This is a genomic window from Hymenobacter baengnokdamensis, assembly GCF_008728635.1.
In the GTDB taxonomy this organism is placed as follows: Bacteria; Bacteroidota; Bacteroidia; order Cytophagales; family Hymenobacteraceae; genus Hymenobacter; species Hymenobacter baengnokdamensis.
Map to the genome: position 1 here is coordinate 1,560,016 of NZ_CP044285.1, position 15,599 is coordinate 1,575,614.

A 15,599-nucleotide genomic window follows, 5' to 3' on the forward strand; every position below is an offset into this window, starting at 1 on the left:
AGCGGGGTTTTTAGAATGCGTTTAAATTTCGCTCAAAACATCTAAAAGAACGTCATGCTGAGCCTGTCGAAGCATCTCTACCGCGCCGCTAAGGTGTCGTTCGATAAAGATGCTTCGGCAAGCTCAGTATGACGTTCTTTCAGGGTTTCCAGTGTGCCCCCGGCCAGGGGTACTTACACCAATTTATCGGGCGTAATGGGCAGCTCGCGCACGCGCTTGCCGGTGGCGTTGAACACGGCATTGGCAATGGCCGGGGCCACGCCGATAGTTGCAATTTCGCCGATGCCCTTGGTGCCCAGCGCGTTCACGTGGTAGTCTGGCTGGTTCACGAAGGCCACTTCTACGGCTGGCGCGTCGGCGTGCACGGGCACATGGTAGTCGGCAAAGTCCTTGGTGACGTAGCGGCCGTAGCGGTGGTCGATGACGGCGTCTTCCATCAGGGCCATGCCGATGCCGCCCACGGCACCGCCCTTCATCTGGTTGGCGGCGGTTTTCTGGTTGATGATGGTGCCCGCGTCGGCGCACGACACGAGCTTGCGCACCCGCACCTCGCCGGTGAGCGCGTGCACCGCCACCTGGGCAAAGTGCACCGAAAACGAGTACATCGAATACGTCTGGCCATCGGTGCCGGTGGGCTTCGACTCCACGTTGACGAAGGCCGCGCCCGGCTGCTTGAGCAGGTCGGCGTACTGCGCCCGGCTAGCCCCCGCGCTGGCCAGCGTGAGGTAGCCGTCGGCCAATTGCACGTCTTCTTTTTTAGCCGAGGCGAAGGCCGGCAGGCTGGCCCCGGCCAGCTCGCGCAGCTTGTCTTTCAGCGCCAGGCAGGCATCCTGCACGGCCTGGCCCACGGTATTCACCGTCGACGAGCCACCCTGCGAGCCCGACTGCGGGAAGCCCGAATTACCCAGCTCAAACGTGATGCGGCCAGGGGCAATACCCAACGCGTCGGCGGCAATCTGGGTCATGGCCGTGCCGGTGCCGGGACCAATGTCGGTGGTGGCGCATTGCAGCACCACGTGGCCGTTGGGCAGCAATTGGGCGCTCACGTGGGCCGAGCCCCGGTGCGCGCCGAAGGTACCCACGCCCATGCCATAGCCCAGCAGCCAGTCGCCCTCACGCACGGCACCGGGCTCCAGCTTGCGGTTTTGCCAGCCAATGCGGTCGGCGCCGAGCTGGTAGCATTCCTTCAGAAACTTGGTGCTCCAGGGCCGGTTTTTCTCCGGGTCCTGGTCGGTATAGTTGCGCAGGCGAAACTCCAGCGGGTCGAGCTTGAGCAGATACGCCATCTCGTCCATCGCCGACTCCAGGGCAAACGCGCCGGTGGCCTCGCCGGGGCCGCGCATCCAGATGGGCGTGCTCACATCGAGGGCCGCGATGCGGTAGCGCGTCGTCAGGTTGGGCGACTGGTACATCATGCGCGTCTGGGCCAGCGTCGATTCGGTAAACTCCTCGTAGCTGGAAGTCTGGCCGATGGAGTCGTGGCTGATGGCCGTGATTTTACCGTCGGCCGTGGCGCTCATCCCGATTTTCTGCCAGGTATACGGCCGGTAGCCCACCATCGTAAACATCTGCTCGCGGGTCAGCATGAGCTTTAGCGGGCGGCCAACCACCTTGGCGCCCATCACGGCGGCCGACTCGTGCGGCCAGCTGTGCAGGGCATTGCCGAAGGCGCCGCCCACGAAGGTGGCAATCACCTGCACGTTCTCCTCGGGCAGGTTCCACTCCCTGGCAAAGTCGCGGCGCGTGCCCAGCGTGCCCTGCGTCTTATCGTACAGCGTGAGACGGTCGGGCGCCTCCCAGTGCGCCGTGACGGACTGCATCTCCATCGGGCTGTGCATCTCGGTCGGAATCACATATTCCTGCTCGATTTTGAGGCTGGCCGTTTGGTAGGCATCGGCCTGCCCGCGCTGGTAGTCGGCCATCGGCGACTTCGGATTTTTCCGGGCCGAAGAGGGAAGAAACGCCTGTGCCGCGCCCACTTCCATGCTGGTCTGGTGCGTTTCTTTAGCGTACTGCGCCTTCACGAGCCGGGCCGCGTGGCGGGCCCGCTCGAAGGTGTCGGCCACCACCAAGGCAATTGGCTGGTCGTTGAAGCGAATCTTCTCGTCGTAAAATACCTTTAGCGGCCCGCCCTCGGTCGGGGGCTGCGAGGGGTCTTTGCCGGCCGGCTTAAAGCCCGGTACCTTGGGCGCGTTGAGGTGCGTAAGCACGGCCAGTACGCCCGGCGCGCGCTCGGCGGCCTTGGTATCGAGGCTCGTAATGCGGCCCTTGGCGATGGTGCTGCCCACGAGCACGCCGTAGGTCATGCCCGGCAGCTCGTACTCAGCCGAGTAGCGGGCGCCGCCCGTCACTTTGAGGTGGCCATCTACCCGGCTCATCGAGCCCCCGATGTGCTTTTCTTGCGTTTTCATAAATGAAGTAAGATTGGGTAGCGAGGACTCTGCGAGTCCGCGCGTAGGGGGTTGTTCAACGTTCCTACGCGCGGACTCGCAGAGTCCTCGCTACAGCATTAGGCCGCGCTGGCTGTTTTAAGCGCCTGCACGAGGGTATTGGGGGCCAGCCTGAGCTTATAGGCATTGTGTTTGAACGCCTTGGCACCCTGCATGGCTACCTCGGCGGCACGCCGGAAGCTGGCTTCGGTGGCGGGCTGGCCCACCAGGGCCTGCTCGGCGGCCGGGAGGCGCCAGGGCTTATGGGCCACGCCGCCCAGGGCCAGGCGGGCCGCTTTAATGGTGTTGTTCTCTATATCGAGCGCTACGGCGGCGCTCACCAGGGCGAAGGCGTAGCTGGCGCGCTCGCGCACCTTCTGGTAGTGCACGTGCCTGGTAAACGGATTATCGGGAATGTCCACGGCCGTTATCAGCTCGCCGGCTTCGAGGTTGGCATCGCGCTCGGGCGTGTCGCCGGGCAGGCGGTGAAAGTCGCTGAAGGCCAGCCGCCGGTCGCCCTTCGGCCCGCTGATGAGCACCGTAGCATCGAGGGCCACCAGCGCCACGCTCATGTCGCTGGGATGCACGGCAATGCACTTGTCGCTGGCCCCGAAGATGGCGTGCATGCGGTTGATGCCTTCGAGCGCGGCGCAGCCGGTGCCGGGCTCGCGCTTGTTGCAGGGCATACTCAGGTCATAGAAATAAGCACAGCGGGTGCGTTGCAGCATGTTGCCGCCCACGGTAGCCATGTTGCGCAGCTGCGGCGAGGCGCCGGCATTCAGCGCCAGGGCGAGCAGCGGCTGGCGAGCGCGTATCTGCGCATCGCCTGCCACGGCCGAGTTCAGGGCCAGCGCCCCGATGCGCAGGCTGTTATTCTGACTCTCGATTTTATTGAGCGGCAGGCGGTTGATGTCTACCAGCTTTTGCGGCGTCATCACGCCGCGCTTCATCAAATCGACGAGGTTGGTGCCGCCGGCGATAAACTTGGCGGTGGGGTCTTTGGCTACTACGTCGATAGCGGCCTGCGGCTTGGTAGCGCGCACGTACTGGAACTGGTTCATACCTTCTGCCCTCCGCCTTTAACGTCCTGAATAGCGGCCACAATGTTGGCGTAGGCGCCGCAGCGGCAAATATTGCCGCTCATATATTCTCTGATTTCGCCCTCTGAGCCGGCGTGGCCTTCACGCACGCAGGCCACGGCGCTCATAATCTGGCCGGGGGTGCAGTAGCCGCACTGAAAGCCGTCGTGCTTCACAAACGCCTCCTGCATGGGGTGCAGCCTGTCGCCGTCGGCCAGGCCCTCGATGGTCGTGATTTCCTGGCCATCGTGCATCACCGCGAAGCTCAGGCAACTGTTTACGCGCTGGCCATCGACGTGCACCGTGCAGGCGCCGCACTGGCCGTAGTCGCAGCCCTTTTTGGTGCCGGTGAGGTGCAATTGCTCGCGCAAAAAGTCGAGCAGCGTCGCGCGCGGCTCCACCGAAACCTTATGCTTTACGCCGTTGACTTTCAGGCTCAACGGAATCTTTTCGAAGGCGGCGGCCACGCGCTCGTCAAAGCCTTCGGCGGCGGCCGTCACTACTGAGCCGGGCACCAGGGCCAGGGCCGTGAGCAGCGACGACTGCTTGAGAAACGTGCGCCGGGCCTCGTCGTGGTTGGCCGGCGCGTCGAGGTCGGGGTTCGTAGTCATAATATGGTAAAAATACGATGTATGAAAAGCCGGATAAGGACTGCTTTAAGCGGTGAGCGTTGCGGCCGGTTCCGGTCTGGTAACCGGCAAGTAAGTTTCTGGTTGAGTAATAGGCGTATACATTTTGGCCCAAAAAGCACCGGAGGCTGAAAGTTAGCTCCGAAGCAGAATACCGCTGGCCTTTCTGGTTTTACAAGCCGACGGATGTACCATAGGAAACGCCGTAAATTTGCCCCTTGTCTTTTAGCTTATTAGGATGAAAAACCTGCTGCTCGCCGCTACTGTGCTACTCACTGCCGCCGCACCGGCTCCTTCCGCGTCCGTAGCCCCGCGCAGCCGCACCTTCCAGCTGGTGTGCCGGGCTACCGTGCCGGCGCCGGCCGCCGGCACCCAGACGCTGGAATTCTGGATGCCCGTGCCGCACAATGACAAGAGCCAGGATGTGCGCGACCTCAAAATAGAGGTGTCTGGCTTTCCAAATCGTATTAAGCTTCAGAATATAAAGGCCTCTGATACGAATGCTGCTGTGCCTGCCCCTTATACTGTTGAAACCGATATATATGGCAACAAAATCATGCATCTGGTAGTGCAAGCGGCTTCAGTCCTTCAGGCTGGTGTGCTATATGATACTAAGCATATGGCCCAGCAATTGTCAAAGCTTCCTGCTGCGCCTATTGAGCCATTAGTGATTACGCTTACGGCCCGCATCACGCGCCGCGAGCATCTGAACCTGCGCGCCAACTCCGATACCGCGCCCGTCGAAGCCGAAGCCACCGACCCCAACCTGAGCCGCTGGCTGGCTCCCGACCGCCTCGTGCCGCTCGACTTTAAAATCAAAGCCCAGGCTCAGGCAGTGATAGACAAGGCCGGCGCCAAAACCGATTTGCAGAAAGCCCGCGCCATCTACGAGCACGTGGTGAGCACCGTCACCTACGACAAAACCGGCCAGGGCTGGGGCCGGGGCGATATATATTATGCCTGCGATGCGCGCCGGGGCAACTGCACCGATTTCCACGCCATTGTCATCGGCTACTGCCGGGCGCTGGGCATTCCGGCGCGCTTCAGCATCGGGCTGCCGCTGCCGGCCGAGCGCGGCAAGGGCGAAATCAAGGGCTACCACTGCTGGGCCGAGTTCTTCACCAAGCAAACCGGCTGGGTGCCGGTTGATGCCTCCGAGGCCGCTAAAAACCCGGATAAGCGTGCCTACTTCTTCGGCGCGCACGATGAAAACCGCGTCGAGTTCACCCGCGGCCGCGACCTGACGTTGACGCCCAAGCAGGCCGGCGCGCCGCTCAACTACTTCGTGTACCCGTATGCCGAGGCCGATGGTAAGCCGATGGAAAACGTGGCGCGCACCTACACCTTCGAAGACGTAGAAAAGTAGCGTGGACTCTGCGAGTCCGCGCGTAGAACGAACCAGCACGAAACCACGCGCGGACTCGCAGAGTCCACGCTACTTACTGCTTTACGGCGCCAGCAACAGCTTGCCGAAATTCTGGCCCGAAAACAGCTTGAGCAGCGCGGGCAGGAAGTTTTCGACGCCGTGCTCGACCTGCACTTTGGGCGCTTTGAGCTTGCCTTCGCGCAGCCAGCCGGCCATTTCGCGGGCGGCCTCGCCGTAGTGAGCGGCGTTGTCGAATACCACGATGCCTTCCATGCGGGCGCGGTTCACGAGCAGCGACAGGTAGTTGGCGGGGCCTTTAACAGGCGTCGTGTTATTATACTGCGAGATGGCCCCGCAGATGACGATGCGCGCCCGCAGCCGAATCTGCTCCAGCACCAGGTCCAGAATATCGCCGCCTACGTTGTCGAAATACACGTCGATACCCTCGGGGCAGGCGGCGCGCAGGGCCTGGCGCACGTCCTCGGTTTTGTAGTTGAGGCAGGCGTCGAAGCCCAGCTCCTGCACGCAGTAGTCGCACTTCTCCTGCTCGCCGGCCAGGCCTACCACGCGGCAGCCCTTGAGCTTGGCAAGCTGGCCCACCACGCTGCCCACGGCGCCGGCCGCGCCGCTCACCACCACGGTTTCGCCGGCTTTGGGCTGGCCGGTATTGAGCAGGCCGAAGTAGGCCGTCATGCCCGTCATGCCCAGGGTCGAGAGGTAGGTTTCGAGCGGCGCGTGGCGGGTATCGACTTTTTGTAGAAAGCCGGGGTGGGCCGGGTTGACGGCCGTTGCGCCCTCGCGCAGCGCGTATTGCTGCACCTGGAGGCCGCCCGTCACGTAGTCGCCCACCGCGAAGGCTGGGTGCTGCGATTCCACCACCTGGCCCGCGCCGAGCGCCCGCATCACCTCGCCGATGCCCACGGGCGGAATGTAGCTGCGGCCCGCGTTCATCCACCCGCGCATGGCCGGGTCGAGCGAGAGCAGCGCATTTTTAACCAGTACCTGCCCGGCTTGCAAGGCTGGCACCTCGGTGGTTTCGATGGTGAAATTTTCGGGGGTGGGCAGGCCGGTCGGGCGCGAAGCCAGCTTGACCTGGGTGTTGGAATAGGGCATGGGGTGGGGAAGTAGTGATATAACCGGTTGTCATTGCGAGCCTGCGAGGCAATTGCACCCGAACGAGCCTGGCGCAAGTCGTTCGGCTATCGTTCGGGTGCGATTACCGGGCTGCGCTCGCAATGATAAACGAATAAGAGCCAGCAGCTTGAAAAATAAAGGCAAAACTACCCTTGCAGCTCCTGCACGTCCTGGGGCGTGAGCTGCACGCTCATGGCTTTTAGCAGCTCCTGTACCTGGGCGGGGCTGGTGCTGCTGGCGATGGGCGCGGTGATGCCGGGGGCCTGCATCAGCCAGGCCAGCGCCACCTGGGCCTGCGTGACGCCGTGGCGCTGGGCTACGGCATCGAGGCTGCGCAGGATTTTCAGGCCCTTGTCGTTCAGGTATTTGCTACCTACACCACCGCCGCGGGCGCTTTTTTGCAGGTCGGCCGGGCTGCGGTACTTGCCGGTGAGGAAGCCCGCCGCCAGCCCGTAGTACGGAATAACGCCGATGCCGCTGGCCTGCACAATGGGCAGGTCATCCTGCTCAAAAGCTTCCCGGTCGTAGAGATTATACAGCGGCTGCAGGCTTTCGTAGCGCGGCAGGCCCTGCTGCGCCGCGTCGAGGGCCGCCTGCAGGCGCTCGGGCTTGAAGTTGGATGCGCCAATGGCCCGCACCTTGCCCTCTTTAATGAGCTGCGCATAGGCTTCGAGCGGCTCGGTCACGGGCAGGCTCTCGTCGTCTTTGTGCGACTGGTAGAGGTCGATGTAGTCGGTTTGCAGGCGCTGGAGCGAGCCTTCCACGGCGCGCATAATATAGGATTTTGACAATCCTTTGTTTTCAGCATTTACTTCCCAGCCAACTTTAGTAGCGATAACGACGTCGTCGCGGCGGCCGCGCTGCTTCAGCCACTTGCCGATGATGGTTTCCGACTCGCCGCCGACGTGGCCGGGCACCCACACCGAGTAGCCATCGGCCGTGTCGATGGCATTGCCGCCGCCCGCCACAAAGGCGTCGAGCACGGCAAAGGAAGTCTTTTCGTCGGCCGTCCAGCCGAATACGTTGCCGCCCAGCACGAGCGGAGCAATGTGGAGGCCCGAGCGGCCAAGTTCACGAAGTGTTGTCATAACGTGTGGAAAAGTAGTAGGAGCGGGTATAACCGCCTACCCCGCGTTTTGTGTAAAAGCGGTTATTTTGCCCATCGGTGTGACCGCGTATTTGTACCTGATTTAAAGCAAATCCAGGTTGGGTGTAGAGCTGCCTCTTTGCGTCTCGGCGTCCGCGCCGTGCGAAAAGCCTCGTTCAGGTATCGTTCAACGCCAAGATGCAAAAATGTGTCTCTGTTGGTAGTTATCCACTGATTTTTAATTAGTTGGTAGCCTAGCAGTTAGCCTTTGCTCAGCCTGATTCTAGTGCTTACAGCGCTCCGGGGCACTACAATCGGCGTGGATATTGGCGCGGCTGGCCTGGGAAAGCCCACAGCTGCGAGGCTATCTGCTGGCAGCTGTCATCTGGTGCTCATAGAAGCGTTTCTATTTTTGCGTACACCCTTTACTTTTCTCATTTTACTACGAATGAAAACAATCCTACCCTTACTGACCTTGCTGGCCACGGGCCTCAGCGCGGCAGCCCAAACTCCGATTACCCTCACGCAGAGCAATTTTCCGGCCTTGCCTACTACGGTAGAGCTGTACAATAGTGCCAGTATTACGGGCGTGACGCCGCCTATGACGGGCGCCAACCAAACCTGGAACTACACCGGCCTTACGGCTACGGGCCAAACCTCGGACACCTATAATGCGCCGGCCGCTACGCCCGCTTTTGCCGGCACCACCCGCACCTATAATTACACGCTATCGCTGGGCGCTTATCCGGTGCGGGGCACGTCGTCGCAGGCGCTTACGCCTACGGGGCTCAACTACTTGGGCTACAGTATACCCCTGCAGCGCTTTGGTCTGAGTGCCGTAACTGGCTCCCCAACCGACTCGCTGGTGGTGCCGGCTCAGTCGGTACCCGTAGGAGTAACGATTATGAAATTCCCAACCACGGTGGGCACCGTTAATAAGTATTTCTACCGCACGGGCACGTCGGGACTGCTGACCGTAGGCCTGGTTGCCCTAAACAAAACGCCGCTGCGTCTGGTGCAGCGCATCGCAAATACCGACAGTGTGGCGGGCTATGGTACACTGCGTGTACCCACGGCTGGCGGCCCGGCGGCCAATTCGGTGCTGCTGGTGCGCACCCGCACTATTGAGGTCGATAGCTTTTACCTGGCCGGCCAGCCGGCCCCGGCCATCCTGCTGGGCGCGTTGGGGGTGCAGCAAGGCGCAGTTACGACCTCTTACTATGACAGCTTCTACCGTGCCGGCTCGTCGCAGCCGGAAGCGGGTTTCACTTACACTTCGGCCAGCTACCAAACGCTGCAGAGCGCTTTCTACTCGCGCGAGACTACGTTGTTGGCTACCCGGCCCAGCCTGGCCGCCGCTATAGGGGGCCTAACGGCTTATCCCAATCCACTTGCGCAGGGCCCGCTCATGCTGCTGGCCGGCAATGGCTCGCGCGCGGCTGTGGCTCTCACCGTGCGCGACGTGCTGGGCCGCCAGCTGCTGACCGGTAGCGGTACCCTGGGCCAGCCCACGGCGCTGTTGGCAGGCTTGCCCCAGGGAAACTATCTGCTCGAAATCAGCACGGCCGATGGCTTGCGCGCAGTGCAGCGCATTACGGTGCAGTAGCGGTCGACCAGAGACATACGATTCATTGAGCGGGGCAACCAGCGGGCGCAGGCCAGCAGGTTGCCCCGCTTTTTTTGTGAGACATCTTTGGGCCAGTGAGCACCTTAGCGCGGTTTCGGAGTCGGAGCAGATTTATTTCCCGTCGGGTTCCTCTCTCTTATTGGGGAGAGGGCCGGAGGTGAGAGGTGCAGGAAGGCAATGAATAGAAGGTAGCAGCTCTGTGGCCGATGGTGAGGCCGACATGAGAACGAGCCACGTATTCTGAAAAGCTGGTAAGTCTGTATATCATCAGTTGCAACAATGGCCCCGGCGCTCAGTCTTTAGGCGTTGCCAAAGTAGGCATTGCCCCGGCGAACCGCTACTTTTGGTCACGACGTTTACGTTTTAGCCTTTTTCATGAAAAAACCTTTCTTTTCCAAGCTGCTGGCGGGGGCGGCACTCCTGTGGGCAGGGGCGGCCCAGGCCCAGCCCGGCGCGCCTATGGCACCGGCCGGCCTGCCGCCCTTCAACGCGCGGGCCCTGTTCAATCCCGACTACCTCAACCAGGTGGGCCCGGCCACGCGCACGGCCGGCGGCCAGCCCGGCGCCACCTACTGGCAAAATGCGGCCGACTATCAGATTGCGGCCTCGCTCGATGAGAAAGCGGCCCGCGTAACGTCCAGCGTAACGATAACCTACACCAACAACAGTCCCGATGCGCTGCCCTTTGTATGGGTGCAGCTCGACCAGAACCTGTTCCGGGCCGATTCGCGCGGGGCGGCCGTAACCCCGCCGGCGGGTGGGCGCTTCGGCAACTCGGCGCGGGGCTTCCAGGGTGGCGACTCCTTGCAAACCGTGATGATTGAGTTGCACGGTAAGAAAACAAAGGCGCAGTACCGGGTGTATGATACGCGCATGCAGATTATTCTGCCCGAGGCCATGAAGCCGCACGGCGACAAGCTCAAAATCAGCATTGCCTACGCCTTCAATATTCCGGAGTACGGGGCCGACCGACTGGGCCGCCTCAAAACCCAGAACGGGGAAATATTCGAGGTGGCGCAGTGGTACCCGCGCATGGCCGTGTACGACGACGTGGAGGGCTGGAACACGCTGCCCTACATGTCGGCCGAGTTTTACCTCGAATACGGCAACTTCGACTACACTGTGAACGTGCCGGCCAACTACCTGGTGGGCGGCTCGGGCGAGCTGGTGAACCCGGCCGAGGTGCTCACGGCCAGCCAGCAGCAGCGCCTGGCCAAAGCCGCCGGCTCGGACCAGACCGTGCTCGTGCGCACCCCGGCCGAAGTAACGCAGGCCAGCTCGCGCCCGGCCGGCAAAAACGGCCGCCTTACCTGGCACTTCAAGTGCCAGCGCGCCCGCGACGTGGCCTGGGCCGCCTCGTCGGCCTTCGTGTGGGATGCCGCCCGGATGAACCTGCCCAGCGGGCGTAAGTCGCTGGCGATGTCGCTCTACCCGGTGGAGGCCGCGCAGGATACGGCCTGGAATCGCTCAACCGAATATATCAAAAAGAGTATAGAATACAACTCCAAGCAGTGGTACGAGTTTACCTACCCGGTGGCTACCAACGTGGCCGGCGTGGTGGGCGGCATGGAGTATCCGGGCATCGTGTTCTGCGGCGCGAAGGCCCGCAAAGGCAACCTGTGGGGCGTTATCGACCACGAGTTTGGCCACAACTGGTTTCCGATGATTGTGGGCTCCAACGAGCGCAAGTACCCGTGGATGGACGAAGGCTTCAACACCTTTATCAACATCCTGTCGAGCCAGAACTTCAACAACGGCGAGTATAAGGAGCAGGGCGATGTGCCGGCCCGCATCACGCCCGGCATTATCCGGGCCATGCAGGACCCCAACGCCGACGTGCCCTACACCGTGCCCGACGTGACGCAGGCCCGCAACCTGGGCTTTGCGGCCTACAGCAAAACCGGTTTTGGCCTCTACCTGCTGCGCCACGAAATTCTGGGTCCCGAGCGCTTCGATTATGCTTTCCGCAGCTACATCCGGCGCTGGGCCTTTAAGCACCCCACGCCGCGCGACTTTTTCCGCACCATGAACGAGGTGGGCGGCGAAGACCTGACGTGGTTCTGGCACGAGTGGTTTTTTGAAAACTGGCAGCTCGACCAGGCCGTGACCTCGGTGGCCTACGTCAACCAGGACCCGGCCAAGGGCTCGCTCATTTCCCTCGAAAACCGGGGCCAGGCCGCCATGCCCGTAACGGCCGAAATCACCGAAGCCAGCGGCAAAAAGAGCACCGTGCACCTGCCCGTCGAAATCTGGCAGCGCGGCGGCACCTGGACGTTCCGCTACAACTCTACCACGCCGCTCACGCAGGTAGTGCTGAATCCGACCAATATTCTGCCCGATGTGAATCGCCAGAATAACACCTGGCGGGCTACGAAGCTGCCCGAGTAGGACGAAGCCCGGAAAGAGTATAGGAAAATACTATAAAGGGCATCCGGCTCATCTGGCACCCACTCGCCAGATGAGCCGGATGCCCTTTTTGTTTTTCCGGACAGCTAGGCAGCGCAACGCGGTGCGCTGCCTAGTCGCGGGTGCGCAGCACCCGCCAGCCGTGGGCCGGCACCAGCCGCGCTTTGCGCTGGGCCAGCGTGCACTGCTCGCCGCTAAACACATCGAACAAGCCTTTTTGGGCGGGAATCAGCGTTTTTTGTCCCGGCAGCTCCAGCGGCTCGGCGGTGGCATTGAGGAGCACGACCACGGCCGAGCCGTTTTTCTCGCGCACGAAGCCGTAGAGCCCGGCCGGCGTGGCGAGGCGCTGAAAGTTGCTGGCCGCATCACCGTTGCGCAGGGCCGGGTGGCGTTTTTTGAGCTGCAAGAGCTTGGTATAAAAATCCTGCAGCGGATAATCGGCCCAGTCAATCGGGTCGCGGTCGAAGAAAGCCAGCCGGCGCTTAAGGCCGGCTTCCTGGCCGCTGTAGAGCATGGGCATACCCGGCAGCAGCGCCGTAAGCACCGCAAATGGCAGCGCCAGCGGCCCCAGGCGCTCGTACTCGGTGCCGTCCCAGCTGTTCACGTCGTGGTTGCTGGTAAAGTGCATGAGGTACACCGAGGGCGGGTACTTTTCGCGCTCGGCCGCCAGGTACTCGTCGATGTCGCTCAATTGGGCCTTGCCTTCGGCAATCCGGTCGAGCAAATAATGCAGGCGTAGGCCAAACGTCATATCGAAGGCCCGCTCCAATAGCTGTGTTTCGGAGTTAAATTCCTCCCAGGTCAGGCCGCCCGACGGGTACAGCTCGTCCCACTCGGCGAGCATAAATACGGGTTTAATGGCTTCCAGCGCGGGCCGGGCCTCATCCCAGAAGTCGGTGGGCACCAGCCCGGCCACGTCGCAGCGAAAGCCGTCGACATCGGCTTCCTGCACCCAGTAACATAGTGAATTTTCCATATACTGACGCAGGGCCGGGTTCGTGTAGTCGAGGGCTACCACATCGGTCCAGTCGGCCACGGGCGGCACGAGCTGGTCCTGAGCGTCGTGCCGGTACCAGTCGGGATGCTCCGTAATGAGCGCGTTGTCGCGGCTGGTATGGTTGGCCACCCAGTCGAGCAGCACTTTCAGCCCCAGCGCGTGGGCCGTTTGCACGAGGTGCCGGAGGTCGTCCAGGGTGCCGAATTCCGGGTTTACGCCAAGGTAGTCCTGCACCGCGTAGGGCGAGCCCAGCGAGCCCTTGCGGCCAAGCTTCCCAATGGGATGAATAGGCATCAGCCACACGATAACGACGCCCATCTTCGCCAGGCGCGGCAGGTGCGCCTCGAAGGCCCGGAAAGTGCCCTCGGGCGTGAAGTTGCGGACATTGACTTCGTAAATAGTGGCGTTGGCGGCCCACTCGGGGTGGCGCACCACAAAGCGGGAGGCGAGCGGATGGTCGGACATATGCAATAGTAGCGTGGACGCTGCGAGTCCGCGCGTAGGTCGTTCTGCGCGCGGACTCGCAGCGTCCACGCTACTGCTTTTGCCGCGCTACGGTTGCTGCGTGCGCAGCACGCGCCAGGCGTGGGCGGGCACCGTCACCGGCGCAGCGTCAACCGGCGAGCCCACATCGGCGAAGGCGTCGGCCACGGTTTCGGCCGGGTGAGCGATAGCTTGAGGCCGTGCGCCCAGGTTCACCGCCACCCACACTTTAGCCTTGCCGTCGCCGCTGGCCCGCTCGAACACGAAGCAGTCGGGTGGCGCGGGCAGAATAGAGAAGCGGGCGCAGGCATCGCCGTTGCGCAGGGCCGGGCTGTCGTGCTTGAGGTGCAGCAGCGCGGCGTAAAACGCGTTTAGCGGGTAGCCCTTCCACTGAATGGTGTCCTTGTCAAAGAAGCGCAGCTTTTTGGTCGAAGCCGCTTCCTGCCCGCTGTAAACCAGCGGAATACCCGGCACCAATGCCGTGAGTACAGCCATCGCCTGGGCGTTGGCGCCGAGGCGAATCCCTTCCGGGTTATCCCAGGAATTAACGTCGTGCGAGCTGGTGAAATTCATCAAATACACGCCTGCCGGGTACATCCGGCGCTCAGCGGCAAAGTAGCCCGGTAGCGCCGCCACCGGCCGCTTGCCCTGCGCAATGCTGTCGAGCAGGTAATGCAGCTTCAGCGCGTAGGTCGCATCAAACGCCTTTTCGAGCAGGTGAGTATGGGGCGTGAACTCGCCTTTTTTGAGAAAGGGCGGGTCGTGCAGCTCGTCCCACTCGGCGAGCATAAAAACAGGCTTTATTTTTTCCAGCGCCGCCCGCGTACTATTCCAGAAATCGGTAGGCACCAGGCCGGCCACGTCGCAGCGGAAGCCATCGAAGCCCACGTCGCGTACCCAGTAGGCCATGCTCTGGGTCATGTACTGGCGCAGGTCGGGCTGCGAGTAGTCGAGGTCAATCACATCCTGCCAGTCGGCCACGGGCGGCACGAAGCTGCCCCTGGCATCGCGGGTAAACCAGTCGGGGTGCTGCTTGCTCAGGTTGCTGTCCCAGCTGGTGTGGTTGGCCACCCAGTCGAGAATGACGTGCATTCCCAGGCGGTGCGCCTCGTTGAGCAGGTGCTGCAAGTCGGCCAGCGAGCCAAACTCAGGGTTCACCGTACGGTAGTCGCGCAGCGAGTACTGGCTGCCCAGCCGGCCCTTGCGCTTCACCTCGCCGATGGGCTGCACCGGCATCAGCCACAAAATGCCGACGCCCATCTTCTGCAGGCGCGGCAGGTGCTTCTCAAACGCCCGGAACGTGCCCTCGGGCGTGTACTGGCGCACATTTACCTGGTAGAGGCTGGCCGAGCTAGCCCAGGCCGGGTGCTGGATGGTAAACGGCGCGGGCGGCCGGCAACCAGCCGTAATAGCAGTATCAGCCGGGGTGCCGGGGTGCGAGCAGGTAGCCAGCCCCATCAGCCCCAGGCTGACCAGTAAAGCGCGCCCCGACTGCTGAAGCAATGTAAGAAGCATGCCGCAAGGTAGCGAGCCCGTCGGGTTATGCCGGCTTCTTAAAATCAGAGCATAGCTGGCTGATAAAACGACCGGTAGCTGCCCCGGCAGTGGGCAGTCGGGGCCCGGCTGGCCGCACGCTGAGCAAGTAGTTTATTTCTACTTCAGGCACGAGGCATCCTGCGCCCGTCGTTGCCGTATGCGGTCCGGCGTATGAGCTGGTCCGCTATGGTTTCTACTTCCTCTCATTTCTATAGGCTGGGGCTGCCGGCGGTACTGGCCTGGGGGGTGTTTGGCAGTATGGCGGAGCTGGTAGTGAGATACGGCGGGGCATCATTCGATAAGCCGGCCTTACTGGCGCTGCACCGGCACTCCGCGCCGCTGCTCGACCAGCTTGCCAGCTTGCTCACCCGAGTGGGCGACACCGGGCCGATTATAGCTGCTGGGGTGTTTGCCACGGCAGCACTGTTCTGGGCGGGCCGCGCCCGCGATGCCAGGCTATTTGTGGTCGGGCTCGGGGGCTCTATGCTGCTCACGCAGGTGATTAAATATGCAGTAGCCCGGCCGCGCCCTACGCTGTGGGTCAGCATACTGCCCGAATACACGTTCAGCTTTCCCAGCGGCCACGCTATGGATACGGCAGCGCTGGCGACGGCGCTGTTTTTTGTGCTGCCGCGCCAGTGCCGGCTTTGGTTGCTGGCCCCGTTGTTTTCGCTGGCCGTGGGCTGGGCGCGCCTGTACCTGGGGGTGCACTACCCTTCCGATGTGCTGGCCGGCTGGAGCAGCGCGGTGGGCTGGGTACTGCTGGCGCAGCTGGCGGCGGCCCGCCATCCCGGCCATCTAACCGCACCGCCTGCCCGCTAGCTCG

Annotated in this window: 11 protein-coding genes; 4 read left to right on the forward strand and 7 right to left on the reverse strand. The window is 62.4% G+C overall.

Annotated features, from left to right (window positions below; genetic code table 11):
- Positions 1-173: 173 nt before the first annotated feature.
- From F6X24_RS06610 to F6X24_RS06620, 3 genes are all read right to left on the reverse strand, one after another.
- Positions 174-2,411, reverse strand: a complete 2,238-nt coding sequence (locus tag F6X24_RS06610) for a xanthine dehydrogenase family protein molybdopterin-binding subunit (protein WP_151087254.1) — start codon at positions 2,409-2,411, stop codon at positions 174-176.
- A 98-nt stretch (positions 2,412-2,509) separates the two neighbouring features.
- Positions 2,510-3,490: an FAD binding domain-containing protein gene (locus tag F6X24_RS06615; protein ID WP_151087255.1), complete on the reverse strand. Its 981-nt coding sequence runs from the start codon at positions 3,488-3,490 to the stop codon at positions 2,510-2,512.
- Entirely contained in the window at positions 3,487-4,119 is a 633-nt protein-coding gene (locus tag F6X24_RS06620) for a (2Fe-2S)-binding protein (RefSeq protein ID WP_151087256.1), read from the reverse strand. The genes F6X24_RS06615 and F6X24_RS06620 overlap by 4 nt, the downstream gene beginning before the upstream one ends.
- Positions 4,120-4,375: 256 nt before the next feature.
- Here F6X24_RS06620 and F6X24_RS06625 point away from each other — a divergent pair, with 256 nt between their 5' ends.
- The gene (locus F6X24_RS06625; RefSeq protein ID WP_151087257.1) at positions 4,376-5,503 is read left to right on the forward strand and encodes a transglutaminase-like domain-containing protein; all 1,128 of its coding nucleotides are present in this window, start codon (positions 4,376-4,378) and stop codon (positions 5,501-5,503) included.
- An 81-nt stretch (positions 5,504-5,584) separates the two neighbouring features.
- On the opposite strand, the gene F6X24_RS06630 is transcribed toward F6X24_RS06625, so the two are convergent.
- Positions 5,585-6,616, reverse strand: coding sequence for an NADP-dependent oxidoreductase (locus F6X24_RS06630; protein ID WP_151087258.1), 1,032 nt, complete (start codon positions 6,614-6,616; stop codon positions 5,585-5,587).
- A 167-nt stretch (positions 6,617-6,783) separates the two neighbouring features.
- Entirely contained in the window at positions 6,784-7,725 is a 942-nt protein-coding gene (locus tag F6X24_RS06635) for an aldo/keto reductase (RefSeq protein WP_151087259.1), read from the reverse strand.
- Between the two features lie 447 nt (positions 7,726-8,172).
- Here F6X24_RS06635 and F6X24_RS06640 point away from each other — a divergent pair, with 447 nt between their 5' ends.
- Entirely contained in the window at positions 8,173-9,330 is a 1,158-nt protein-coding gene (locus F6X24_RS06640) for a T9SS type A sorting domain-containing protein (RefSeq protein WP_151087260.1), read from the forward strand.
- 396 nt (positions 9,331-9,726) lie between these two features.
- Positions 9,727-11,739 (forward strand): M1 family metallopeptidase, encoded by a 2,013-nt coding sequence (locus tag F6X24_RS06645; protein ID WP_229725397.1) that lies wholly within the window; start codon positions 9,727-9,729, stop codon positions 11,737-11,739.
- 130 nt (positions 11,740-11,869) lie between these two features.
- On the opposite strand, the gene F6X24_RS06650 is transcribed toward F6X24_RS06645, so the two are convergent.
- Both F6X24_RS06650 and F6X24_RS06655 read right to left on the reverse strand, forming a co-directional pair.
- On the reverse strand, positions 11,870-13,219 hold the full coding sequence (locus tag F6X24_RS06650) for an alpha-amylase family glycosyl hydrolase (RefSeq protein ID WP_151087261.1): 1,350 nt from the start codon (positions 13,217-13,219) through the stop codon (positions 11,870-11,872).
- An 87-nt stretch (positions 13,220-13,306) separates the two neighbouring features.
- Positions 13,307-14,752, reverse strand: coding sequence for an alpha-amylase family glycosyl hydrolase (locus F6X24_RS06655; protein WP_151087262.1), 1,446 nt, complete (start codon positions 14,750-14,752; stop codon positions 13,307-13,309).
- A gap of 192 nt (positions 14,753-14,944) precedes the next feature.
- Between F6X24_RS06655 and F6X24_RS06660 the strand changes: the two genes are divergently transcribed.
- Positions 14,945-15,595, forward strand: a complete 651-nt coding sequence (locus F6X24_RS06660) for a phosphatase PAP2 family protein (protein ID WP_151087263.1) — start codon at positions 14,945-14,947, stop codon at positions 15,593-15,595.
- Positions 15,596-15,599: the final 4 nt, after the last annotated feature.

Excerpts from the sequence above, each read along its gene's own strand:
- F6X24_RS06620 (WP_151087256.1), bottom strand. The coding sequence starts at position 4,119 with ATGACTACGAACCCCGACCTCGACGCGCCGGCCAACCACGACGAGGCC.
- F6X24_RS06625 (WP_151087257.1), top strand. The coding sequence starts at position 4,376 with ATGAAAAACCTGCTGCTCGCCGCTACTGTGCTACTCACTGCCGCCGCA.
- F6X24_RS06615 (WP_151087255.1), bottom strand. The coding sequence starts at position 3,490 with ATGAACCAGTTCCAGTACGTGCGCGCTACCAAGCCGCAGGCCGCTATC.
- F6X24_RS06635 (WP_151087259.1), bottom strand. The coding sequence starts at position 7,725 with ATGACAACACTTCGTGAACTTGGCCGCTCGGGCCTCCACATTGCTCCG.
- F6X24_RS06610 (WP_151087254.1), bottom strand. The coding sequence starts at position 2,411 with ATGAAAACGCAAGAAAAGCACATCGGGGGCTCGATGAGCCGGGTAGAT.
- F6X24_RS06660 (WP_151087263.1), top strand. The coding sequence starts at position 14,945 with ATGAGCTGGTCCGCTATGGTTTCTACTTCCTCTCATTTCTATAGGCTG.
- F6X24_RS06630 (WP_151087258.1), bottom strand. The coding sequence starts at position 6,616 with ATGCCCTATTCCAACACCCAGGTCAAGCTGGCTTCGCGCCCGACCGGC.
- F6X24_RS06640 (WP_151087260.1), top strand. The coding sequence starts at position 8,173 with ATGAAAACAATCCTACCCTTACTGACCTTGCTGGCCACGGGCCTCAGC.
- F6X24_RS06645 (WP_229725397.1), top strand. The coding sequence starts at position 9,727 with ATGAAAAAACCTTTCTTTTCCAAGCTGCTGGCGGGGGCGGCACTCCTG.
- F6X24_RS06650 (WP_151087261.1), bottom strand. The coding sequence starts at position 13,219 with ATGTCCGACCATCCGCTCGCCTCCCGCTTTGTGGTGCGCCACCCCGAG.
- F6X24_RS06655 (WP_151087262.1), bottom strand. The coding sequence starts at position 14,752 with ATGCTTCTTACATTGCTTCAGCAGTCGGGGCGCGCTTTACTGGTCAGC.